15 protein-coding genes and 1 pseudogene are annotated in these 18,785 nt (G+C 49.0%); 4 read left to right on the top strand and 12 right to left on the bottom strand.

Annotated elements, in window-relative coordinates; translation table 11 throughout:
- Nucleotides 1-106 precede the first annotated feature (106 nt).
- Nucleotides 107-1,336, bottom strand: a pseudogene (locus tag NST08_RS15360) (MFS transporter).
- A gap of 148 nt (nucleotides 1,337-1,484) precedes the next feature.
- On the opposite strand from NST08_RS15360, the gene NST08_RS15355 reads away from it, so the two are divergent.
- Both NST08_RS15355 and NST08_RS15350 read left to right on the top strand, forming a co-directional pair.
- Nucleotides 1,485-2,099 carry a TetR/AcrR family transcriptional regulator gene (locus NST08_RS15355; protein WP_007128182.1) on the top strand — a complete coding sequence of 205 codons (615 nt, stop codon included), beginning with the start codon at nucleotides 1,485-1,487 and terminating at the stop codon, nucleotides 2,097-2,099.
- Nucleotides 2,100-2,265: 166 nt separating this feature from the next.
- Nucleotides 2,266-2,607 carry an MmcQ/YjbR family DNA-binding protein gene (locus NST08_RS15350; protein ID WP_007128183.1) on the top strand — a complete coding sequence of 114 codons (342 nt, stop codon included), beginning with the start codon at nucleotides 2,266-2,268 and terminating at the stop codon, nucleotides 2,605-2,607.
- A 6-nt stretch (nucleotides 2,608-2,613) separates the two neighbouring features.
- Here the strand turns inward: NST08_RS15350 and NST08_RS15345 are convergent, their stop codons facing one another.
- The 5 genes from NST08_RS15345 to NST08_RS15325 form a co-directional block, all read right to left on the bottom strand.
- Nucleotides 2,614-3,174 carry a dihydrofolate reductase family protein gene (locus NST08_RS15345; protein ID WP_007128184.1) on the bottom strand — a complete coding sequence of 187 codons (561 nt, stop codon included), beginning with the start codon at nucleotides 3,172-3,174 and terminating at the stop codon, nucleotides 2,614-2,616.
- Nucleotides 3,175-3,318: 144 nt separating this feature from the next.
- The gene (locus tag NST08_RS15340; RefSeq protein ID WP_007128185.1) at nucleotides 3,319-3,549 is read right to left on the bottom strand and encodes a hypothetical protein; all 231 of its coding nucleotides are present in this window, start codon (nucleotides 3,547-3,549) and stop codon (nucleotides 3,319-3,321) included.
- Nucleotides 3,550-3,751: 202 nt separating this feature from the next.
- Nucleotides 3,752-4,528, bottom strand: coding sequence for an SDR family oxidoreductase (locus NST08_RS15335; protein ID WP_007128186.1), 777 nt, complete (start codon nucleotides 4,526-4,528; stop codon nucleotides 3,752-3,754).
- A gap of 461 nt (nucleotides 4,529-4,989) precedes the next feature.
- On the bottom strand, nucleotides 4,990-10,899 hold the full coding sequence (locus tag NST08_RS15330) for an S-layer homology domain-containing protein (RefSeq protein ID WP_341341938.1): 5,910 nt from the start codon (nucleotides 10,897-10,899) through the stop codon (nucleotides 4,990-4,992).
- Between the two features lie 737 nt (nucleotides 10,900-11,636).
- Nucleotides 11,637-11,864 carry a hypothetical protein gene (locus NST08_RS15325; RefSeq protein WP_007128189.1) on the bottom strand — a complete coding sequence of 76 codons (228 nt, stop codon included), beginning with the start codon at nucleotides 11,862-11,864 and terminating at the stop codon, nucleotides 11,637-11,639.
- 423 nt (nucleotides 11,865-12,287) lie between these two features.
- Here NST08_RS15325 and NST08_RS15320 point away from each other — a divergent pair, with 423 nt between their 5' ends.
- Entirely contained in the window at nucleotides 12,288-12,746 is a 459-nt protein-coding gene (locus NST08_RS15320; RefSeq protein ID WP_341341937.1) for a hypothetical protein, read from the top strand.
- Between the two features lie 135 nt (nucleotides 12,747-12,881).
- Here the strand turns inward: NST08_RS15320 and NST08_RS15315 are convergent, their stop codons facing one another.
- The 6 genes from NST08_RS15315 to NST08_RS15290 form a co-directional block, all read right to left on the bottom strand.
- Nucleotides 12,882-13,238 carry a winged helix-turn-helix transcriptional regulator gene (locus NST08_RS15315; protein WP_007128191.1) on the bottom strand — a complete coding sequence of 119 codons (357 nt, stop codon included), beginning with the start codon at nucleotides 13,236-13,238 and terminating at the stop codon, nucleotides 12,882-12,884.
- An 82-nt stretch (nucleotides 13,239-13,320) separates the two neighbouring features.
- Nucleotides 13,321-13,896 carry a 6-phospho-3-hexuloisomerase gene (gene hxlB / locus NST08_RS15310; RefSeq protein WP_007128192.1) on the bottom strand — a complete coding sequence of 192 codons (576 nt, stop codon included), beginning with the start codon at nucleotides 13,894-13,896 and terminating at the stop codon, nucleotides 13,321-13,323.
- Nucleotides 13,889-14,521, bottom strand: a complete 633-nt coding sequence (gene hxlA, locus NST08_RS15305; protein WP_007128193.1) for a 3-hexulose-6-phosphate synthase — start codon at nucleotides 14,519-14,521, stop codon at nucleotides 13,889-13,891. The genes hxlB and hxlA overlap by 8 nt, the downstream gene beginning before the upstream one ends.
- A 576-nt stretch (nucleotides 14,522-15,097) precedes the next feature.
- Nucleotides 15,098-16,345: an MFS transporter gene (locus NST08_RS15300; RefSeq protein WP_007128195.1), complete on the bottom strand. Its 1,248-nt coding sequence runs from the start codon at nucleotides 16,343-16,345 to the stop codon at nucleotides 15,098-15,100.
- A 335-nt stretch (nucleotides 16,346-16,680) separates the two neighbouring features.
- Nucleotides 16,681-17,085 carry a nuclear transport factor 2 family protein gene (locus NST08_RS15295; RefSeq protein WP_007128196.1) on the bottom strand — a complete coding sequence of 135 codons (405 nt, stop codon included), beginning with the start codon at nucleotides 17,083-17,085 and terminating at the stop codon, nucleotides 16,681-16,683.
- A gap of 100 nt (nucleotides 17,086-17,185) precedes the next feature.
- Entirely contained in the window at nucleotides 17,186-17,656 is a 471-nt protein-coding gene (locus NST08_RS15290) for a DinB family protein (protein WP_007128197.1), read from the bottom strand.
- 192 nt (nucleotides 17,657-17,848) lie between these two features.
- Here NST08_RS15290 and NST08_RS15285 point away from each other — a divergent pair, with 192 nt between their 5' ends.
- Nucleotides 17,849-18,751 carry a LysR family transcriptional regulator gene (locus tag NST08_RS15285; protein WP_007128198.1) on the top strand — a complete coding sequence of 301 codons (903 nt, stop codon included), beginning with the start codon at nucleotides 17,849-17,851 and terminating at the stop codon, nucleotides 18,749-18,751.
- Nucleotides 18,752-18,785 lie beyond the last annotated feature (34 nt).

Raw genomic sequence — 18,785 nt, 5'->3', positions numbered from 1 at the left:
GTACAGCACATTGAGCAGAACAACTACGTGGAATTGTGTTGTTTTGCTCATTTTTTTATATGGCGGAACGTAGTCATGTTTAGTCCTCCTAAAGACTACCTTCAATTTATTGCTGATTATTAAGAGAACAATCGGACGTATTCAAAGTACAAGCCCAAAATATCAAGGCGATCATGCTAACTAGAACCCCCAGCATGCACACGCCGAACCACCCTGCCCAAGAATAAATCCAGGTTGACGCGATTGCACCCGTTGCACTTCCAAAGGAATAAAAGACCATGTACCCGGCAGTTAACCTGCTCCTTGCTTCCGGACGAACACTTAAAATCATGCTTTGATTGGTAACGTGAATCGCTTACACTGCGAAATCCAACATAAGGATCCCTATGATGAAAAGCCACATGGAATGCAGTAGTAACCAGATTGGGAGCCATGCGAACAATAACAGCAACAACGCGATTCCTGTTGTCCGTTGTACTAATCCCCGATCTGCCAGTCGCCCGGCGCTGCTCGCGGCCAACGCCCCCGCTGCACCTGCGAGTCCAAACAATCCAATTACGCTGTGGCTGAACGAAAGTGGAGGGGAGCTCATCGGCAAAACCATTGAGGACCATAGAATACTAAAGTCCGAAAAAATGAAGAAGGCAAGGAGGCCGCGAATTCTCAATAGGGGGATTTGTACGAATAAATCTTTTATGGAGCGGAGTACTTCCCTGTACGAGTTCTTACTTGGCGGACGTCTTGTATCGGGTGTAACGGTTAGGAACACAAAAGCCAATGAGATCATGATCACTGCCGAGACGATATATACGGAACGCCATCCGTTCATATCCGCTAAGGTGCCCGAGAAGGTACGGGCCAGTAGTATCCCTATTACAATTCCACTAGTAACAACTCCAATCGTGCGGCCACGTCTGTATTGCGGTGCTCGATCAGAGGCAAGAGCAACAAGCACTTGTGCAACTACAGCCTGGAATCCAACCGTCCCCAAGCCGAGGAATAGAAACCAAGGTTTTGAAGCTAATGCGACGATACTTAATGCGATCGATAATAACACGATCATCCCCGTTACAAGCCGACGCGGATTAAACATATCCCCTAACGGCACCAAGAACAATAACCCAAACGCATAACAAATCTGGGTCACGGTTACTACCGTACCGATGATAGATCTATTCATACCAAACTCAGTAGCCATCATATCGAGCAAAGGTTGGGAGAAATAAACCGTTGCTACTGCCGATCCGCAGATGACCGCATAAAGAAAAACCGCCGCGCTCGATAGTTGAGCTTGTGATTCCGTGTAATTCGGACGAAGCTTAGGGGAACTTGACATTAAATCAGCCTCCTTAAATGTACCGTTCGGTATGTTATTTTGAGACCAATTAACTCACAGAAATGGATGAATGTCAACACTTGCTTGATTTAATCAATATTATTCGATAAAATATTATGTACTAAAAGGTATTTAATCAGGAGGGGTTATGGCTAGAATTCGTGAATTTGATGAACAACAGGCTTTAACGGAGGCAATGCATGTGTTTTGGGAAAAGGGATACGAGGCGACTTCACTTACTGACTTAACTTCTCGAATGAAGATTCAGAAACCTAGTTTATATGCTGCATTTGGAGACAAATTATCTTTGTTTGAATCAGCCCTTCGAAAGTATAACGAAATACATGCTAAATCCATTCGCTTGAAGCTTAACGAAAGTACGAGTGTCAAGACTGCCTTCAGGCGCTTGTTTCTGGAAGGGGCGTTCCCTGACGGAACCCTTGAGCAGAATGGCTGCTTCTGCATTAATACGATGGTGGAGCTCGCTCCGCACGATGCGAAGTTTGAAATTTTGACGCGAGAGCATCAACAATATTTAGCGGCGATGTTTGAAGACGCCCTTAAACGAGGGATACGCTCCGGAGAGATCGACGAATCGATCAACGATCGGGCGATAGCCCAGTCCCTTGTGGTAGCTTTCATCGGAATAACGGTATTAAAGAAATCCAATCCTAATCGGGAATGGATCGATAGCTGCATCGACTCAGCGTTATCATTACTCACAGCACCCCCACGTAAAGAACGTGACAGTCTGATTAAATGAAAGGAACCAAGTGTCGATCCGTGTTCCTTGCAGCTTCGGCTTGTCCCCCGACAACCATATTTGTTATGTTATTAGTAGTTCTGCGCTTGATGTTGATTAGGAGTGCATACAAAAATGCCGTACAAGCCACGGCATTTTTGTAGGTTATAGGTTGGGGGAGTTATGAATGCGAAGTAGACAGGAAGCCATTGATTACTGTTTGAGTTTGAGCCATGCGTATGAGGATCAACCATTTCGTGATAAAAATTGGACAGTGATTCGGCATCAAGATAACAATAAAGTTTTTGCTTGGATTTTTGAAAAAGACCATCTTATTTGGATCAATGTAAAATGCGAACCCGGCATGCTCGAGTTCTTACGCCAGGCATACACTGCAGTAGTTCCGGCCTTTCACCTTAATAAAAACCATTGGAATTCTATTATTCTTGACGGCACCGTACCAGAAGAAGAAATTCATGACATGATCAAACAGAGCTATCATTTAACTAAAACATCTTCCCGAGGTTAACCCGGTTCACTTTTCGCTTCCATCCAAATGATAGATGAGCTGCACGACTCCTGAGGAGAACGTTCTTGTATTCACCAGCTTTAAATTCAACCTTTGCTTGATATCCACGAACAACGGTTTTCCTTCTCCCAAAACGACAGGGTGAACCGATAATCTGAATACATCAACCAGCCCTAACTGGATAAAGGTTGTAATGAGGCTTGCTCCTCCATATAACCAGATGTCATTACCCGGCTTATTCTTTATTGCATGTACTTCTTCAAGAATATGATCGTTGATGTAGATTGCTTTATGATCGTTTCCTGATTGTGTCCGGGAAAACACATATTTTTCTTTACTGTGAACGATTGACCAAAGCTCATGATCAGCGTCCGATTGATCCGGATCCGGCGTGAATTGGCCCCACAAATCATAACTTTTTCTTCCATACAATATCGTATCGATTTGATTCAAGAAATCCAAAAACCCCATCTCCGGGTCCATAATGCACCAATCTACTTCCCCATTCTTTCCTTCAATATAACCATCTAAAGTTACGGCTAAATCTAAAATGATTTTACGTTTCATGCTTTGTTTCTCCTTTCGGGATTTACCACTTATTCTAGCCCTTAATGATGTCATCTAATGTCATATAACGTATCCATCGAAAATAAAAAAAGCCGCCGATAAGCGACTTTGCATGAAAAAAGTTTCCTCCGGCGCAAGGCGTGGCTATCCCCAAGTCTGCCACACTTGAGTTTCGAGTAAATGTTTGGCTCTGGCGATCACAGATTCGGGAATCTGACTCACCTCTCCCATTTCATAAAGCACAGACATATGCCACCATGCCCCATCCCATTTCTGGCGGGTGTGTTCACCGTGGGCTGTCACCCATTGCGAAGTGGATTCAAGGAATCGTATAGATTCTTCAATTGCCAAACGAACCGTTTGATTGGTTGCCATCCTGCTATCTCCTTTTGGTATACCGCCGTAAACCTTAACCTTGCGTGGATCTCTTCACTGGGTGGGTGGAGCGGCAATCCGTATATCGAACCCGGGTAACTATCAATTCCTAATTGATATCTCTTATAACGCGGCAAAGCTGCCGAGTCGACCATGGATCCGGCAGCTTTGATTTTTTAATCAGTCAACCACTGAGGAGAACTCACCAGAAGCCTCCATCGGAATGAATAATCTGTCCCGTAATCCATTCAGATTCTTCGCTTGCTAGAAAAACGATTAATTTGGCAGCATCTTTAGGTTCACCGATCCGCCCCATAGGGAATCTCGGTAGCAAGTATTCTTTCAATTCATCGTTCATCCATCCAGTGTCTGTTGGTCCAGGGTCTACTGCATTAACGGTGATATGAAGCGGCGCTAATTCGAGAGCAACGGATTTCGTAAAAGTGGAAATCGCCCCCTTGGTCGAAACATAAGCCAAATTTCCAGGTTGAGGTGATTTGTCCTGACCCGATACCAGGTTAATAATTCGGCCACCGTGTGTGCCTTCAATTCGACGAGCGAACTCAACCGTCAAAAGACACGTTCCTCGAATGTTCACGTTATAATGAGCATCGAGGATATCCGCATTGAGTGATCGAAAATCAACATCAACGGAATGGGTTGCGTTATTTACAAGAATGGACGGCAATCCCAGCTTCTCCTGAACTTCATTAAGCAGTATTTCCGGTGCTTCTATCTGCGATAAATCCAACTCCATGGATTCGCACCTTACGCCCAAGCTGCGGATTTCCTCCATTAGATGTTCTGCCCAGTCCAAATCCTCATTAACAAAATAGTCCATGCCTTGATCATAGGCTGACCAATGAGTGAAAAAGATGTCAGCGCCTTCTCTTGCTAATTCCAGGCATATTGCAGTACCTATGCCCATCTCCCGACTGGCGCCCGTAACAATGGCAATCTTATTCATTAATCGTTTCATACCCCGCATCTCCTCACGGAAACGCCGATTGACGTGCTAATGGAGACGTAGGCTCACCCATTAAAAAAGCGAATACCTAAAAAGGAATTCGCCCGGTGTATTTATAGCACATGAACCCAGCGATCCAATAATGGTTAAACAAAAAATGGGAAATTGACCCTTTAATGAAAAAGGGTTCAACATATCCTTTCCATTCCTTCACCATTACAGGATATCTGCCATTTTTAGTCCATGCTCCTTTCGTACATCTCCATGCTCATACGGTACCATAATTATGAATGATAGTAAATTCGTTATTAATAAAAACGGGACGGATTTTCAGATGTCAGATTGATCTTCCGGTCGGTGAGAAGGGGCCTTGAAATTTTACTTCAACAAAAAAAAGAGCGGGAGGCTCCTCCCGCTCGAACACATAAATCCATCATATGCATATGATACCAGCTCGACCCTTACTCCGTTTCTTACGAAGCCTCCCGGCTTCTGAGCAGGTAGTTGTACATCAGCTGCGCTGCCATGGCCCGATTGGTAACAGACTTCGGTGACAGCTTGCCTCCAATGGTGCCTTGAAGCATTCCGGCATCCAGCATGTAGTCCATCGCTTCCTTCGCATAACTGGATACGTCCTTCGCATCGGTATAGCTTTCGATCTTCTTTCCTCCGCCCGGCAGCTCGCTGCCAACCGATTCCATCATCGCATGGAGCATGACGACCATATCCTGACGCGTGATCGAGTCCCCTGGTCTGAACCGGTTATCTCCCGTTCCATGGACAAATCCCAGCTTCTTCGCTGTAGATAGATACGGCGTATAGTAGCGGCTGCCCGCATCGGCAAAATTACCGTCTTCATCCGTATTCTCCGGATTTATGCCGAAGGCGTTCATCGCCATGACCAGGAAATCGGCCCGGCTGATCTCCTTCTGCGGCAGATACCGTCCTCCTCCCGCCCCCTTAATAATGTCACGGGCAGAAAGGTAATGGACGGCGTCTGCATACCAGCTTCCCGGTTCCACATCCCGATAGGATACCGGCTTATATGCAATCGCATATGTGCCAAGCTTGCCTGTCTCGAACGTCAGAGCACGAAGCTCTTCATCGTAAAATGCGTTCAGGACAGAGGTTATCGCTCCCATCGCATCGACTTCCCACGCGACCAGCTGATCCGTTCGTTCGTCGGTCTTGGCTGCATAGTGGAGCGAGACGGATACTGGGGTAGTACTTCCCGGCCATTCCACCGTCTTGCCATCGATTTGCAGCAGCAACTCAACGACCGGTCTATTAGCGATCCCGGCAAGCTGGTCCGTGGACAACAGGCTTCGATCACCCGCCCGTACCACGATACCCGTGAACTGCCCTGCATCCGGCAGACGGTTCAGCATATCGGAAGCCAGCTTCACGGTTGCCTGCGGCGTAACGATCTCGATCCGTTCCCGCGCGTGATTGCGGTTCAAGTAAGCTGACGGAACCTGGATGACGATTTCGCCGTTGAACGAGCGGGCGCTTTCGTCCAGCTGGATCGTCACGGTCTTGATTCCACGCGCGTTCGCAGAGACGCTCTCGAAGGCACTGCTGAGCTCCGATTCGCTGACGGCTGCTTGAGCCCTCTGGCCGTTTATGGCGATTTGCGCCGTAATCGTTCCCGGTCTGGAAGGCCCAGTGGCCGGTGGTTTTCCACCTGGCTTGCTTTGGCCTGGTTGATTACTGCCGTCGTTATTGCCGTTGTTTCCGTTGTTTCCGTTGTTTCCGTTATTACCGTTATTACCGCCCCCATTGTTGCCGTCGCCGTCATTTCCGCCTCCAGGCGGAGACGTTTTCTTCGAGGTCGTAAAACGATAGATTGGGCTCAGCTGCTTGGCGCCGAATTCATCGGTAATATCCATATACCAGTAATACGTCTTGCCGGCTTCAAGCCCCTTCCATGCGGCTGAGGCAATTTCTCCGGATTTCACGTCTTTTTTCTCGCCAATCAGCTTATTTTTGTACACGTTGACTGCAAAATAATCGGTTGCCACCCGTTTTTGAATGTCCCTGAACGCAAACGGCTCGGTAAAATCCTCGATGGCGTCGTCAAAGAAATTGTAATCGTCCAAGTAAGGCGAGTACGTATCCACGTCCAGCGTACCTGAGACCGGATCGAATTGAAGCAGGCGCAGATAGCCGTTTCCGCCATTCGGCCCACCCTGATAATCTGCCAGCATTTCGATCACCTGTCTCGTCGATCCGTCCGGATGCGTCACAGTCTTCACGACCCTATTCGCGGCATGATAATGCCCGCTTAGTACGAGCTGCACGTTTTTGTTCGGTGCAATGACCTGGTCAAACACGCGCTGTGCCATATTTGACAAGGTGCCGTTGCTCTCCAGATAGGCGTGCATGCCCACGATCGCTATGCGGTCCGCATGCTTCTTCAGCGCCTCGTTGGCCCAAGCAATGGTTTCCGGTGTGTCTTCAAGTCCGAAGCCGATGTACAGGAAAATAAAGTCATGGCCTCCAAACGATACGAGGTCGTAATGGTTGCGGTTGTTATCCATTTCGCCGCCATACCACGGATTGTTCTTGTATCGGTCGGCCCCGACATACTTTCCGTAGTAGGAGTAATCCACGCCGTCAATGATGACATCGTGATTACCCGCGAGGACGCCATACGGTACGCCCGCTTCGTCCAGCTTCTTCAGATTGCGGTCGGCTACCGCCCACTGCTTCTCGTCGTCAGCCACGTTCACGATGTCACCTGTATGAATGACATAACTGAATAAACCCTTTTTATATTCTTCCGCGATCCAATCGCCCAGTTTATCGAAAATATCCGGGTACGATTCCGCGTAATACTGCGTGTCCGTAAACCATAAAATGTTGAACGGCGCGTTCGCGCTCTTCACTTCATCCTGCACCATGGCCTGGATTTTGCCATTTCGCACGTATCGCTCAGGATCCACTTCAGCCGTTAGAGCAATATCGGATTCGCCTTCGTCGCCGGTGGCTGACTTTAATGCCGTCCACTTGCCGGCATCATTATCCCATGCATACAGCGTCACGATGCGTCCCGGAAGCGTGCGTCCCTCCCAGTGCAGCTCTACCTTGTCCTTTTCGGTCCATGCTTCGTCCAGCTGGACTTCGAATCGATGATAAGGGAATCCGGAATCGGTATCCGTGGTTAGGTAATCCCCGTCCGGATAAGCAATTTTGTCGGCCTCTTCCTTGCCGATCCCCTTCTCGCCGTCTGGCTCCAGAGCAAGCGGCGGCTCCCGGTCTGCAACGTTGATATGACCTTCAATTCCGTCAGCGCGGGCAAAATCGTATTTATCCCCCTCCAAAAAGCGCACATCCATCGAGTCTCCGCTTGGATCGCTGAGCCGAGCTCTCAGGCTCGGATTCAAACCAACGTTCTCCGCGAAATCGGCTGGGGAAACTTCGCCCGGAAGAAGAGGCTTCTCCTCTTCAATCATGAAGGTGCGTGTGATCTCCGCCGAATTGCCGGCCCCGTCGAGTACGGTCACTTTCAGAATATGCTCGCCCGGCGCAAGCAACGTGGAAGACGTCTCGTAAGGAAGCGTGATCGTCTCACCATCAAGCTCCGCCGTAACTTCGGCAACTCCGCTTAACTGGTCCGAAGCGACCACATCCAGCTTGAACGCCCCTTTGAGCTGCATTGCTTCGGTCAACAACTGTCCTTCCCCATACGATATTCCTTCAATCTCCGGAGCGGTATTATCCACAGTCACGTCGATGGACTGGAAGACTTGTCCGTTCATCGACATCCTTAGAGGATAAATCCCGTCCTTTATCGCGGCGGTGTCAAGCTCGGCATATCTAGCCGTAAACTTGTCCTGCGGAATCGGGAAATGGAAGTCGCTGATCATCGGCTTGTTCGGATTGCTGCCGTAATCCGCATCACCGAATCCGTAGTAGGTATCCTCCCGGTAATCCACGGTTGTTTGCCCCAGATTGCCCAGGTAGTTCAGCACCTTATCCGGTTTGACGACCGAACCGTCCGGAAGCACGAGATGAAGATTCATCACTTCGAAATCATCATGGTTGTTCTTGCCGAATACCTTGTCGTGATCTTTGACTTGATAAGGAGCGTTCTCATTTCCTGTATGCACGGAAACGGTCGTACCGGTTACGAAAAGATCCGGTGTCATATCGAACATCGACCATGCGCCGTCGATATATTTGGGCAAGATTCGCGCGAAAAAGACCGTCTCTCCGCTTGCGTTCAGCGCGCTTGCCGACGCTTGGTAGATCTGATCGATGCCACGGGTCTGCATGCCGAGCTGTACCTTGCCTGGCAGCGCTTTGCGAAGTGGCATCGGATTTCCGTCGAAGCGAACCTCGATATCGTCCTCGGCACGGGAGCCGTAAGCGTAGAAGGATGCATTCCCGCTAAGCATGCTTCCGTTTGCAATGGATAACCCCGGGTTCGGCAGCTCCGTCCCCGTTCTTTCTTCATTAACGGTCAGAAGGCCGCCTCTGGAGTTATATGGAACTCGTGTACGATTGCCGCTGCTGTCGACCGCGTCGATGATGTAGCGATAGACGCCGGTTTCATTCAGTGTGATCGAGCCTTGGTAGACGTAACGTCCGTTTTCCTGGGACGCAAGCGTCAGTGCATGCTTGTCCGTAAAAGTCGTCGGCTCCTCGGAGGCTGCTCCGATCAATACCTCAGCTGAAGCAAGAGGCTCGTCGCTGGTCACGGTCACAGCAAATGCCTGCCCCTTGCCCAAATTATAGGCGGTCTGTTCATGCTGAAGCGTAGGTGCAATCATATCCATGCCCGTTATAGGCGGCACCTGACCCGGATCAATGCTGCCAGGATTGGCATACATCCGGTTATCCAGTCTTTTCATAGTCGTTCCTGCATCCGGGTAGGCATATCGAACGACTGCGTTACGAACGTCGTTCACCAGCCTGTCCGGGCTGTCCGGCGTGCTCGGGTCGTACCAGGCCTGCACGATGTACGAATTTGCCTGACCCGGTGCTGAAATGGCCAGCCCGCGATGCAGCGAATTCGGAAGATTGAAATCGGAAGCTTTTGAATTATCGTAGAAAATAATGTCGCTATCGTTCAGCGTACTGTTAAAGTGCAGATTGAAGTCGGCCGTCGTTGTATATCCCTTGCCGTTGGCGATGGCTTCCTTCGCGAACCAGATGACGGCTGAGCTGTAAGGCTCGATTGCGGTATGATCCGGAATCGTCCAGCTCTTCGGTGCCGTCTGACTCGGGTACAGATACCAGAGCGTGTAATCCTTGAGGTCCAATTCCTGATCCGAATTATTGTAGATTTCAACATATTCGTACTGGTTGCCGCTTCCCCATCGGTAATCCCCGGCCGGGTTCGGCAGAATCTCGGTAATGAGGATGCGCGGAACGTCTCCGCCTGCGACGGCACCGGTTAACGCCGTTTCATAATCCCCGGATCTCGAACGTTGAAGCCCATCCGCTGCCTCTATGTAATAATACAGCTTATCGCCGATCAACTGGTCGGCCGGAACGACCGCATCGAATTGATCCCCTCCGCGATCCATCATATCGATCATGCTGTATGGGTTATTGACAGCCGTTTTGTAATAAAGCTTAACGTCTAACGCATCGCCGTCTTCGTCATAGACGCTTGCACTTACGGTCAGAGGCTGCGTCCGGTCGGCCGAGGCGACCGGCGTGTGACTGATATCCGGCATGCGATTGTCAGGCGGCAACAACTGATCCGGATCGAAGATACCGGCGGAAGGCGCTGCTTCCCGTGCGTAAGGAATCATTCCTGAACCGCCGGAGGGCGGCTGAAGGTGCACGCTCTTGCCGTCGCCGACATCCTCGGCGGTATAGTAGAAGCTGCTGATTACGGCGGCGTCATCGCCTTTACGGGTTATGTATAAACCGCGGTCCGTGTTGTTGAGGCCATCCTGTCCCCGAAGCTTGAATACCGGTACATGGTCGGGAACCGAATGATACTGCCGGAAATCGGATTCCGTCAGGGCGGCGGCAGCCCCGGTTATGGACGAGCTGGTTCGTTCCACCCATAGCACGGCTGGGCTGTCCGCCGGGATGACCACTCCATCCGGATTGCCGTAAACCGTGTCCGTTACCGTCAGCGTCTTCACGCCCGTATTGTAGTCGTAACGAATGTTGAACTCATCGTTGAACGAGAGCGGTGCCCCCGAATGATTGTAAAGCTCAACATATTCGAACAGATCGGCTCCGCCTGCGCCCTCGATCGTTTGCTGATTCGACCGGTCATCGGGATAAATTTCCGAGATGAACACGGGCATCGCTCCCGAAGGGGCTGCATAAACGGGGGTGTTTGCAAGCGCAAACTCAAAAAAGCTGCTGCCGATCAGTATGCCGGATAATAATCCGGCGATCCATTTTCGCTTCATGTGCTCCTCCTTCATGCTTTTTATCTCTAAAAGCCTAAAGCATGAAGGTTAAGTGAATATCAAACGAAATCGAGTATTTCGTAAACGTAAGACAAGTCGTTCGTCTGTGTGTTGGAACGTCTGAATGTTCTTATGCCGGCAGGGCACACTACAGAAGGAGGTGCATATGATGAGGAAGTTATTGATACTGCTCTTGGTATTTCCTTTGGTTTTTGGATGTTCCACGGCCGAAGTTTTCGGCGAACCCAATGTAAATCATAGCCAAGAGGAACAGGATGATACGATACATTCCTATAGACGCGGCGGATTTCGCTCGCCCAGACGAACCTATAATCCGGGAATCGGTACCCCTGGGCGTACGACGCGGAGACCGGACCAAAACGTTCGCAATCCGGGCCAACCGAGAACAACGCCAACGCCGCGAACGGGGTTCGGCGGTTTTTTCGGCGGTTTATTCGGGGGATTGGCACTGGGGACAATATTGGGATCACTGTTCAATCCGTTTGCCGGTTTTTCGCTAGGGTTTCCATTGCTGTCACTACTTAGCATTGGGCTATGGATCATCATTATTTATGCGATCATTAGATTGTTTCGCAGGCGGAAGCAATATTAATCGGAACCCACTGTATGATTTAACAGTGGGTTTTACATTTCAATGGGACCATTCGTGGGAGCTTTCGCGCTCGTATGCGCACCCGCATTGAAGTATGGTTAATCCGGTTCTGCGGACCACGCGCTTAACGCCGAGCAGAATCTTCATCTGTTCCGGCGACCGAATCGAAAACACCGTCCTCCGGCACGTTCGTGAGCTTTAGCTGCCGCTTGATCTGATTATTCATACTCTCATACCAGGACTCAAAGGAGTCATCCAGCTGCTCCTCTCGATTACGATCCTCATTCACATCCGAATCGACTTCGATGTCATTACCCAATACCCCGTAGTCATCTTTGGGATGACTCATCATTCTCCTTCAGCTCCTTCTTCTACGGATTGAAATATTCTCTCCTGTACAACCCAATGTTATGCTACGGCTTTTACCAAGAATGATTAAGGTATTTGTCTATGAGCTGCTGTTCGGTCCATAACGAATGCTGCAATTTCAAAAATCGATAGTTGTGAAAAGTATCACTCTACCAGAACATTACATCTAAATAAATAGAGTCCGCTCATCAAACATCAGCCTGCAGATTAGATGGAATAATCAGAAATCACTCTTTGTTAACTAGGTCCTTCACCCCGGTTCAATCACAGACCATTTTCCTAAAAATTTGATTGCAAGATGTGAATAGGCGAAACGATTGGACATATCGAGATCGAGACTTCGGATCCATCGCTCATCCAGTTGACTGGCGGTGACCAGGGTATCCAGGTAGCGCCAGTTCCGAATGTGAATCAAGACCGCCCGGTCTCCCTCATCTTTAAGGTATTCGAGAAGGATGCCGAAGCGGGTAAGATCGAATTGCCTATCCGATTTGATTCCGAGCCCCCGACAGTTACGGGGGTAACCTACGACAGCGCTCAAGGACTCTTCTTATTCCAATCCGCTGAACCGGTATATTCCTATCCTCAGACCATTCCACTGAGGGCTCAGGTCGATTACTCCAGTAACGGCGATTTCGGCCAAAATTCCATCGATATCTTCCCGTTAGTGGACAGAGAAGACTTCGAGGCAGGAATCACGCAGGATAAACGCGCCGTCATGATTCAGCTTACCCCCAAAGGGCTTTCCAAGCTGGCCGGTGAGCTTCCTGGCGGAAAGTTCAGAATCACGATATACGGCATGAGTGATTTCGCAATGAATTGGCAGCAGGAGCTTCATATTATTGACGCACCGAAAACGCAATGAGGAATAAGTCGACAACGTCAATAGAACCACCCGATTAACGGGTGGTTCTATTTGCGCAAGCCTGCTTGCTTTTTGTATTGAATAATAAAATGCCGCATGCAGCCTCTTGCTCCATAGCACGCATAAAGCGCTCCCTCATTTGGTCCAGACGAACTGTTCGCCGTAATCTCTTCCCCAATCGTACATCAATTTCAGGATAGGCATTAAGCTCTCCCCGTAAGGCGTAAGCGAATATTCGACTCGGGGCGGAACCTCGGGGTAAACGACACGTTGGACCAGCCGGTCCTCCTCCAATTCACGGAGCTGATTGGTCAGCATTTTCTCCGTGATGTGGGGTATCATACGGTTCAGCTCACCGAAGCGTTTAACGCCCTCCAAGCCAAGATGCCAAAGGATGATCAGCTTCCATTTGCCTCCGATGACCGCCAGGGTTAACTCCTTATGGCAGTTAATTTCTTTGAGATTTATTCGCTTCTTGACTTCATTTGCCATAATTATCACCCCTTCTTTCCTACTAGTATACAACGGTCACGGAGATCCCATCAAAGTGGAGTACATAGCGCAGGGACGTGTCCTACTCCAGATTGGCATGCAGGCTGAACATCTGGTCGGATTGGAGCTCGCTTACCTCCATCAATCTTAAGATGATGGAATCCAGCACAATCAACATTGTCTGCTCAAATAGAGAGGCCATCGGCTGGACGGTCACGAGCGCATCTTGGTGCTGTTCCTTGGTGCTTCCCGGCAGCTGAACGATCGTATCGGAAAGCTGCCCGATGCGAGATTCGGGTTGGATCGTTAGGGCGGCTACGTCAGAGCCGATATGCTTGGCCTTCTGGGCCATCGCAACTAGACTCTGCGTTTCTCCTGAACCTGAACCGATAACAAGCAAGTCGCCTGACCCGATCGCTGGTGTTACTGTGTCGCCCACAACGTGAACGTTATATCCCATCTGCATTAGCCGCATGGCAAAGGTTCGCATCACCAGGCCGGATCTGCCCCCACCCGCTACAAAGATGGCATCGGCATGCAGGATTCGTTCAATTAGTGCTTCAACCTGAACGGCTTCGACCTTCTGTACAGCTTCGGATAGCTCTTTGACGATTAGAACGGCCTGCCTAAAGATTGGCTTGCCCATCTGGTTAGGCATGTTTTACCAGTTGATTCATTTTAGCGGCCACGCTCTTCTTATCGGATTGACCCGTGATTCCACCGCCAACGATGACAAGATCCGGCTTCGCTTGAATGGCTTCAGGAAGAGTCTCCAGCTTGATTCCTCCCGCAACGGCGGTTTTGGCATGTTTAACGACACGCTTGATCGCAGCCAATTCCTCGAAGGAATTCTTGCCTTCCGCCTGGTGGTCATAACCCGAATGGACGCAAATATAATCCACGCCTAAGGCATCAAGCTCCTGTGCCCTGCCCTCAATGTCTTTTACATTAATCATATCGACCATGACTTGCTTGCCTTGCTTCCGGGCTTCGGCCACAGCGCCTTTGATCGTGGAATCGTCGGATACCCCCAGCACCGTTATAATATCCGCACCGGCTTCGGATGCTTTCATCACTTCATACCCGCCGGCATCCATAATTTTAAGGTCGGCAAGCACTCGCAAATGCGGGAAAGCCTCCTTGATCGCTTTCACGGCATGCAGCCCTTCGTTAATGACGACCGGCGTGCCGATTTCCACGATATCAATATGCTCGGCTACCTCGGCCACCACTTGTTTCGCTTCCGGAATGTTCACTAAATCCAATGCCAATTGAAGCTCCATATCGTTAATCTCTCCTTATGAACGTATTGGTTATTGCCTTCACGAGCATTGTAGAGTAAACACGATACAATCCGGAAGTACGTACTTATAAGTGAGATACTAACTTGCAAGTAAGTAATAAAGCGGGACAAGGGTTTCAGGGCTTCATTTATTCTGCCTTGCCTTAACCACTCTCGGTATCTTTTTCTCATAAACGGATAAGACATGGGAAACCAATTGTTCGCTTGGCAGCGTGTTATCTCTCAAAAGCGCATAAATAAGGTTCAAGAATGTCTTTGCATCGTTCTCGGATAAATTTCGGATTGATTCCATAATATGATCATGTGAATAATGCTCTTCCTTCGACTCCATCTTTCTCCTCCCTAACCCAATATGACTTTAGTGCGCCTGCAAAATATGTAAAATACGTTGTCTCCATGACTCTATTACGAGATGGTTACACCCAAATTTTCGACTTCACTATCACAGACTCCTGCCGTTAGCTTAATGAAAAGGCAGCCAGATCATCAGACCTGCTGCCTCCACGTATTCATTCAACGATAGTTTTCTTAGCGCAATCTTATTAATGCAGCAAGATTACGTCTCTTGCGCAGTAAGCACGTGCTCAGGCGCTTTTTGCTTCATGATCGGCACCATGACCAGTGCACCAAGAAGGAATAATAATCCTGCTCCGCCATAGATCGTGCTCAGCGGAAAGGCGTCCTTTAACGCGCCGGCGAAAGACATGGATATGACCATCATGCCGACGAACATTGGATTTAGAACGCCGTTGACGCGGCCGACAATGGAAGCATGTGACCATTTGAGGATCATGGTGCTAATCCCGATATGAATGCAAGGGAACACAAGGCCATTCACAAATTGTACGGCCAGCGTGACCGGTACGCTCGTCGAATACCCGACAATGGCTGTGCAGACCGCTCCTGAAAGCATGCCCACAGCAAGAAGAAGCTGAGGCGGAACCTTCTTGGCAAAAACAGCGACGACCCCGCCGCCGATCAGCATGGCTCCGCCATTCACCATCAGCAGGTATTGCAGAAACTCCTCGCTGCGTCCCAGACGCTCCGTTACGATAAACAGATTGAGCGCTTGGGCTACACCAACAGCGAGTCCAGCGAGAATAAATGCGAGTCCGAGCATGCGCAGGACTTGGCTTTGCCAAACATAACGGAAGCCTTCGGCGAAATCTTTACGAAATTGCCCTTTTACAGCGGCCGTTTGCGGCTTCATATTATCCTCAGGCAGGCGGACAAGAACGAGTGCGGACAGCAGAAATACGACGCCCATTACAGCGATCGATGTTTCCAGGCCAAACGTGCTGTATACGAAGGTGCCAAGCATAGGGCCAAGCACCATAAAGATGGCCATCAGCGATTGGAATAGAGCCATCCCTTGCTGCAGCTGTTCCTCAGGCACATGATACTTAAACAACCGCATGCTTGAAGGCTGCGAGAACTGCGAAAGAATCGCCGAGATGAATGCGACCAGGTAGACGGATTGCCATGAACCGAAATGTATGGTCAGAAGCACTACGAATACGGATACCGCGGATAATAAATCGCACCAGATCATCGTTCGTTTGGGCCGCCAACGGTCGGCAAATGTACCGCCAATGAACGAAAACACAAAAATAGGCGCGAATTCCGCCACGCTAATTAAAGAAATGGCGTATGGATCATTATTCGTTCGATCCGCAATATACAAAAGAATGGCAAAATTACGTACCCAGATCCCGATCTGCAGGAGCACGCTTGATAATAAAATCGTCTGCAGGAACCGATTGTGAAGCAGGCTTGGTGCATGGGTGCTTCTTTCTTGCTTCAACCTTTTCAACCTCCAATTTGTCTATAAAGATGTGCATCTTGCGTCGTGCTACGGCTCTCCTTTCCATTCTTTAATTATAAGAACCTCAACATGGTTGACCTCCTACTAAAGACTGATATTTCGGAGTGCGTGAAAAAATTTTTCCCTGTAGATGGTCAGGGCGATGCTTCAAATCAGCCCTGGAGGAGTTACCGGGAATCGCTGCAATAATGAGTATTTGTTACCCGCTGGCTGATAAAATTGCAGCCATAAACAAAAAATGAACCAGACCCTCGGTCGGTTCATTTTTCATATTATTGTAAAAGAGTTTGCTTTTACTGCTCATGGCATTATCTTTATGGGTTTTCATAGTTTTTTAACGGCATTCCTACATACTCCCGGAAGCAGCGGGTCCGCTCTCCCTCGAATTCGAAGACGATAGCAAGCTCATTGCTAAAATGCCGCCCATTTAACGAACCTTCCGAGCGAAACACCACCATCCCGTTGTCATCATCCTCCAGCACGATGAGGGGAGTCAGCTGCATCTGAAATACGGAGCGCTCGAACCGGACTAATTCCTCGAACCGCCCTTTGCCCTCCTGCTTGTGATTCCATCCCTCTAACGGAAGTGGAACGAAGAAATGAAAATCCTCCGTAACCTGTTTAAGAAAATCGGCTGTATCCCCTGTTTCCAAAGCATGCCTAAAAGCATCAAACACTTCACTAGTGCGGGATTGGACAGAATCAAGAGATTTCTCCATGAACATATCCTCCTCATCAAGATTTATTAGCTGCTTACCTTTTATTCATCGCCTTTGTTTGATATAAAGAATAAGCAATAGGATACCTGCACTGCATGGCTTAACTCAACGCTAGAACCTTTAACTGGCTCGAGATCACGCCAAGGTGAAACGACTCGTGAATCAGAATGAAGTTTAACAACTCACCAGAGGTGTTGAATTGGAACGGTCCCATGGCAAACGGAGTTGAAAGTTTCTCGCCCAGCATTTCAGGTGTCAGCTCAGATAAGCGGGAAAGCTGAGCTGTTAACATCTCGACCATCGCTTCCTTTGACGGAGGATCGAACGTCCAATCCGAGGGCTTTGTTCCAGAGTTAAACAGCGTTTCATAAGAGTCCGGTATGACCGGCGGACTGTTAAAGATCAGGGCAGAATACTTATCCATCCAATACATCATATGGCCGACATTCCAACGAACCGTATTGTTGAAACCTGCGGGTTGAATATCGAAGAGTTCCTCCGGAATCGCCTGCACCTGCTGCACCAGCACTTGACGTGCAGTTGTGGCTGTGTTGATAATCATTTCAGACATGTTATTTTCCTCCTTTGTCATGAGAACCGCTTGATATGTCCCCATTGTATGACTCATGGAACTTACCATCAATGCAGTGGGCGTTACCGTAACGTTAAGTATCAGTTAACGATAACTCGTTGACACAAGAAGAAGTCGGAGCAACAATAGGCATTAAGCATGATACACATGCTATAGAAAGCAGGTGTGAAGGTGGAGTTAAAACAGCTTCAGTATTTCATGGCCATTTGTGAAGAGCTTCATTTCTCGAGAGCAGCCGAAAAAATGGGAGTCAGCGCACCCAATATCAGCCAGCAGATCAGGCGACTAGAAGAAGAATTAGGCGTTCTATTGTTCGACCGTGTGGGTAAAACAATTGTCCTTACAGATGCCGGTGCGATTCTTCGTGAGCATGGTGCCGCCGTGTTCAGACATTTGCAGCAAGCGGGCGATGCCATCGCAGATCTGAAGCAAATGCAAGGAGGCTCTCTATCCATCGGGGTATTGCCCGGTGACGCGGATCTGATGTTCAATGCCATGCTGCTCAACTTCCATCAGACCTATCCCACCATTTCGCTGTCCCTATTGGAAACCACAAAGGTAACGGAACAAGTGCTGGACCGAAGCATCGATGTGGGCGTAACCATTGGACCTGTTATCGATGAGCGGCTCACAACGATTCCTTTGTTCCATGAGGAGTTTTCATTGGCAGTAAGTATGCACGATCCCATTGCAACGGAAAGCTTTATCCCTTTGAGTAAGCTGCAAACCTTAAAAATGGTCATGTTCCCGCCAGATCATCAGTGCCGGAAGCTGATCGACCACTTTTGTATGGACAGCGGCTTTGCACTGCAGCCGCATATGGTGACGACAACATTATCTTCACTCCTTCAGATGGTACAGAGCGGAGTTGGCGCTTGTGTTCTGCCGAGACTTCTATTGGATAATCTTGACAATCCGGATATCAAGGTGGTGCACCTAAGGAACCCTACGCCTTCTCAGGACATTTGTCTGATCTACCGCAGCGACAGGTACGTCGGATACGCCATGCGCACGTTCATCAAGACTTTGAGAGCCTACATTGAGACAGCGATCCATCATGCGAAGTCTTCATAGTCAGGGTAATCCGTGAAAGAATCATCGGGATATG

Origin of the sequence: Paenibacillus sp. FSL K6-1566 (genome assembly GCF_038050475.1) — a bacterium.
Lineage (GTDB): Bacteria > Bacillota > Bacilli > Paenibacillales > Paenibacillaceae > Paenibacillus_AQ > Paenibacillus_AQ lactis.
Note: the sequence above shows the minus strand (reverse complement) of the source record. Positions and strands in the feature narration are given on the sequence as shown.

Coding starts and splice junctions, on each gene's coding strand:
- NST08_RS15355 (WP_007128182.1), top strand. CDS start 1,485: ATGGCTAGAATTCGTGAATTTGATGAACAACAGGCTTTAACGGAGGCA.
- NST08_RS15350 (WP_007128183.1), top strand. CDS start 2,266: ATGCGAAGTAGACAGGAAGCCATTGATTACTGTTTGAGTTTGAGCCAT.
- NST08_RS15345 (WP_007128184.1), bottom strand. CDS start 3,174: ATGAAACGTAAAATCATTTTAGATTTAGCCGTAACTTTAGATGGTTAT.
- NST08_RS15340 (WP_007128185.1), bottom strand. CDS start 3,549: ATGGCAACCAATCAAACGGTTCGTTTGGCAATTGAAGAATCTATACGA.
- NST08_RS15335 (WP_007128186.1), bottom strand. CDS start 4,528: ATGAAACGATTAATGAATAAGATTGCCATTGTTACGGGCGCCAGTCGG.
- NST08_RS15330 (WP_341341938.1), bottom strand. CDS start 10,899: ATGAAGCGAAAATGGATCGCCGGATTATTATCCGGCATACTGATCGGC.
- NST08_RS15325 (WP_007128189.1), bottom strand. CDS start 11,864: ATGATGAGTCATCCCAAAGATGACTACGGGGTATTGGGTAATGACATC.
- NST08_RS15315 (WP_007128191.1), bottom strand. CDS start 13,238: ATGGCAAATGAAGTCAAGAAGCGAATAAATCTCAAAGAAATTAACTGC.
- hxlB (WP_007128192.1), bottom strand. CDS start 13,896: ATGCCTAACCAGATGGGCAAGCCAATCTTTAGGCAGGCCGTTCTAATC.
- hxlA (WP_007128193.1), bottom strand. CDS start 14,521: ATGGAGCTTCAATTGGCATTGGATTTAGTGAACATTCCGGAAGCGAAA.
- NST08_RS15295 (WP_007128196.1), bottom strand. CDS start 17,085: ATGGAGAAATCTCTTGATTCTGTCCAATCCCGCACTAGTGAAGTGTTT.
- NST08_RS15290 (WP_007128197.1), bottom strand. CDS start 17,656: ATGTCTGAAATGATTATCAACACAGCCACAACTGCACGTCAAGTGCTG.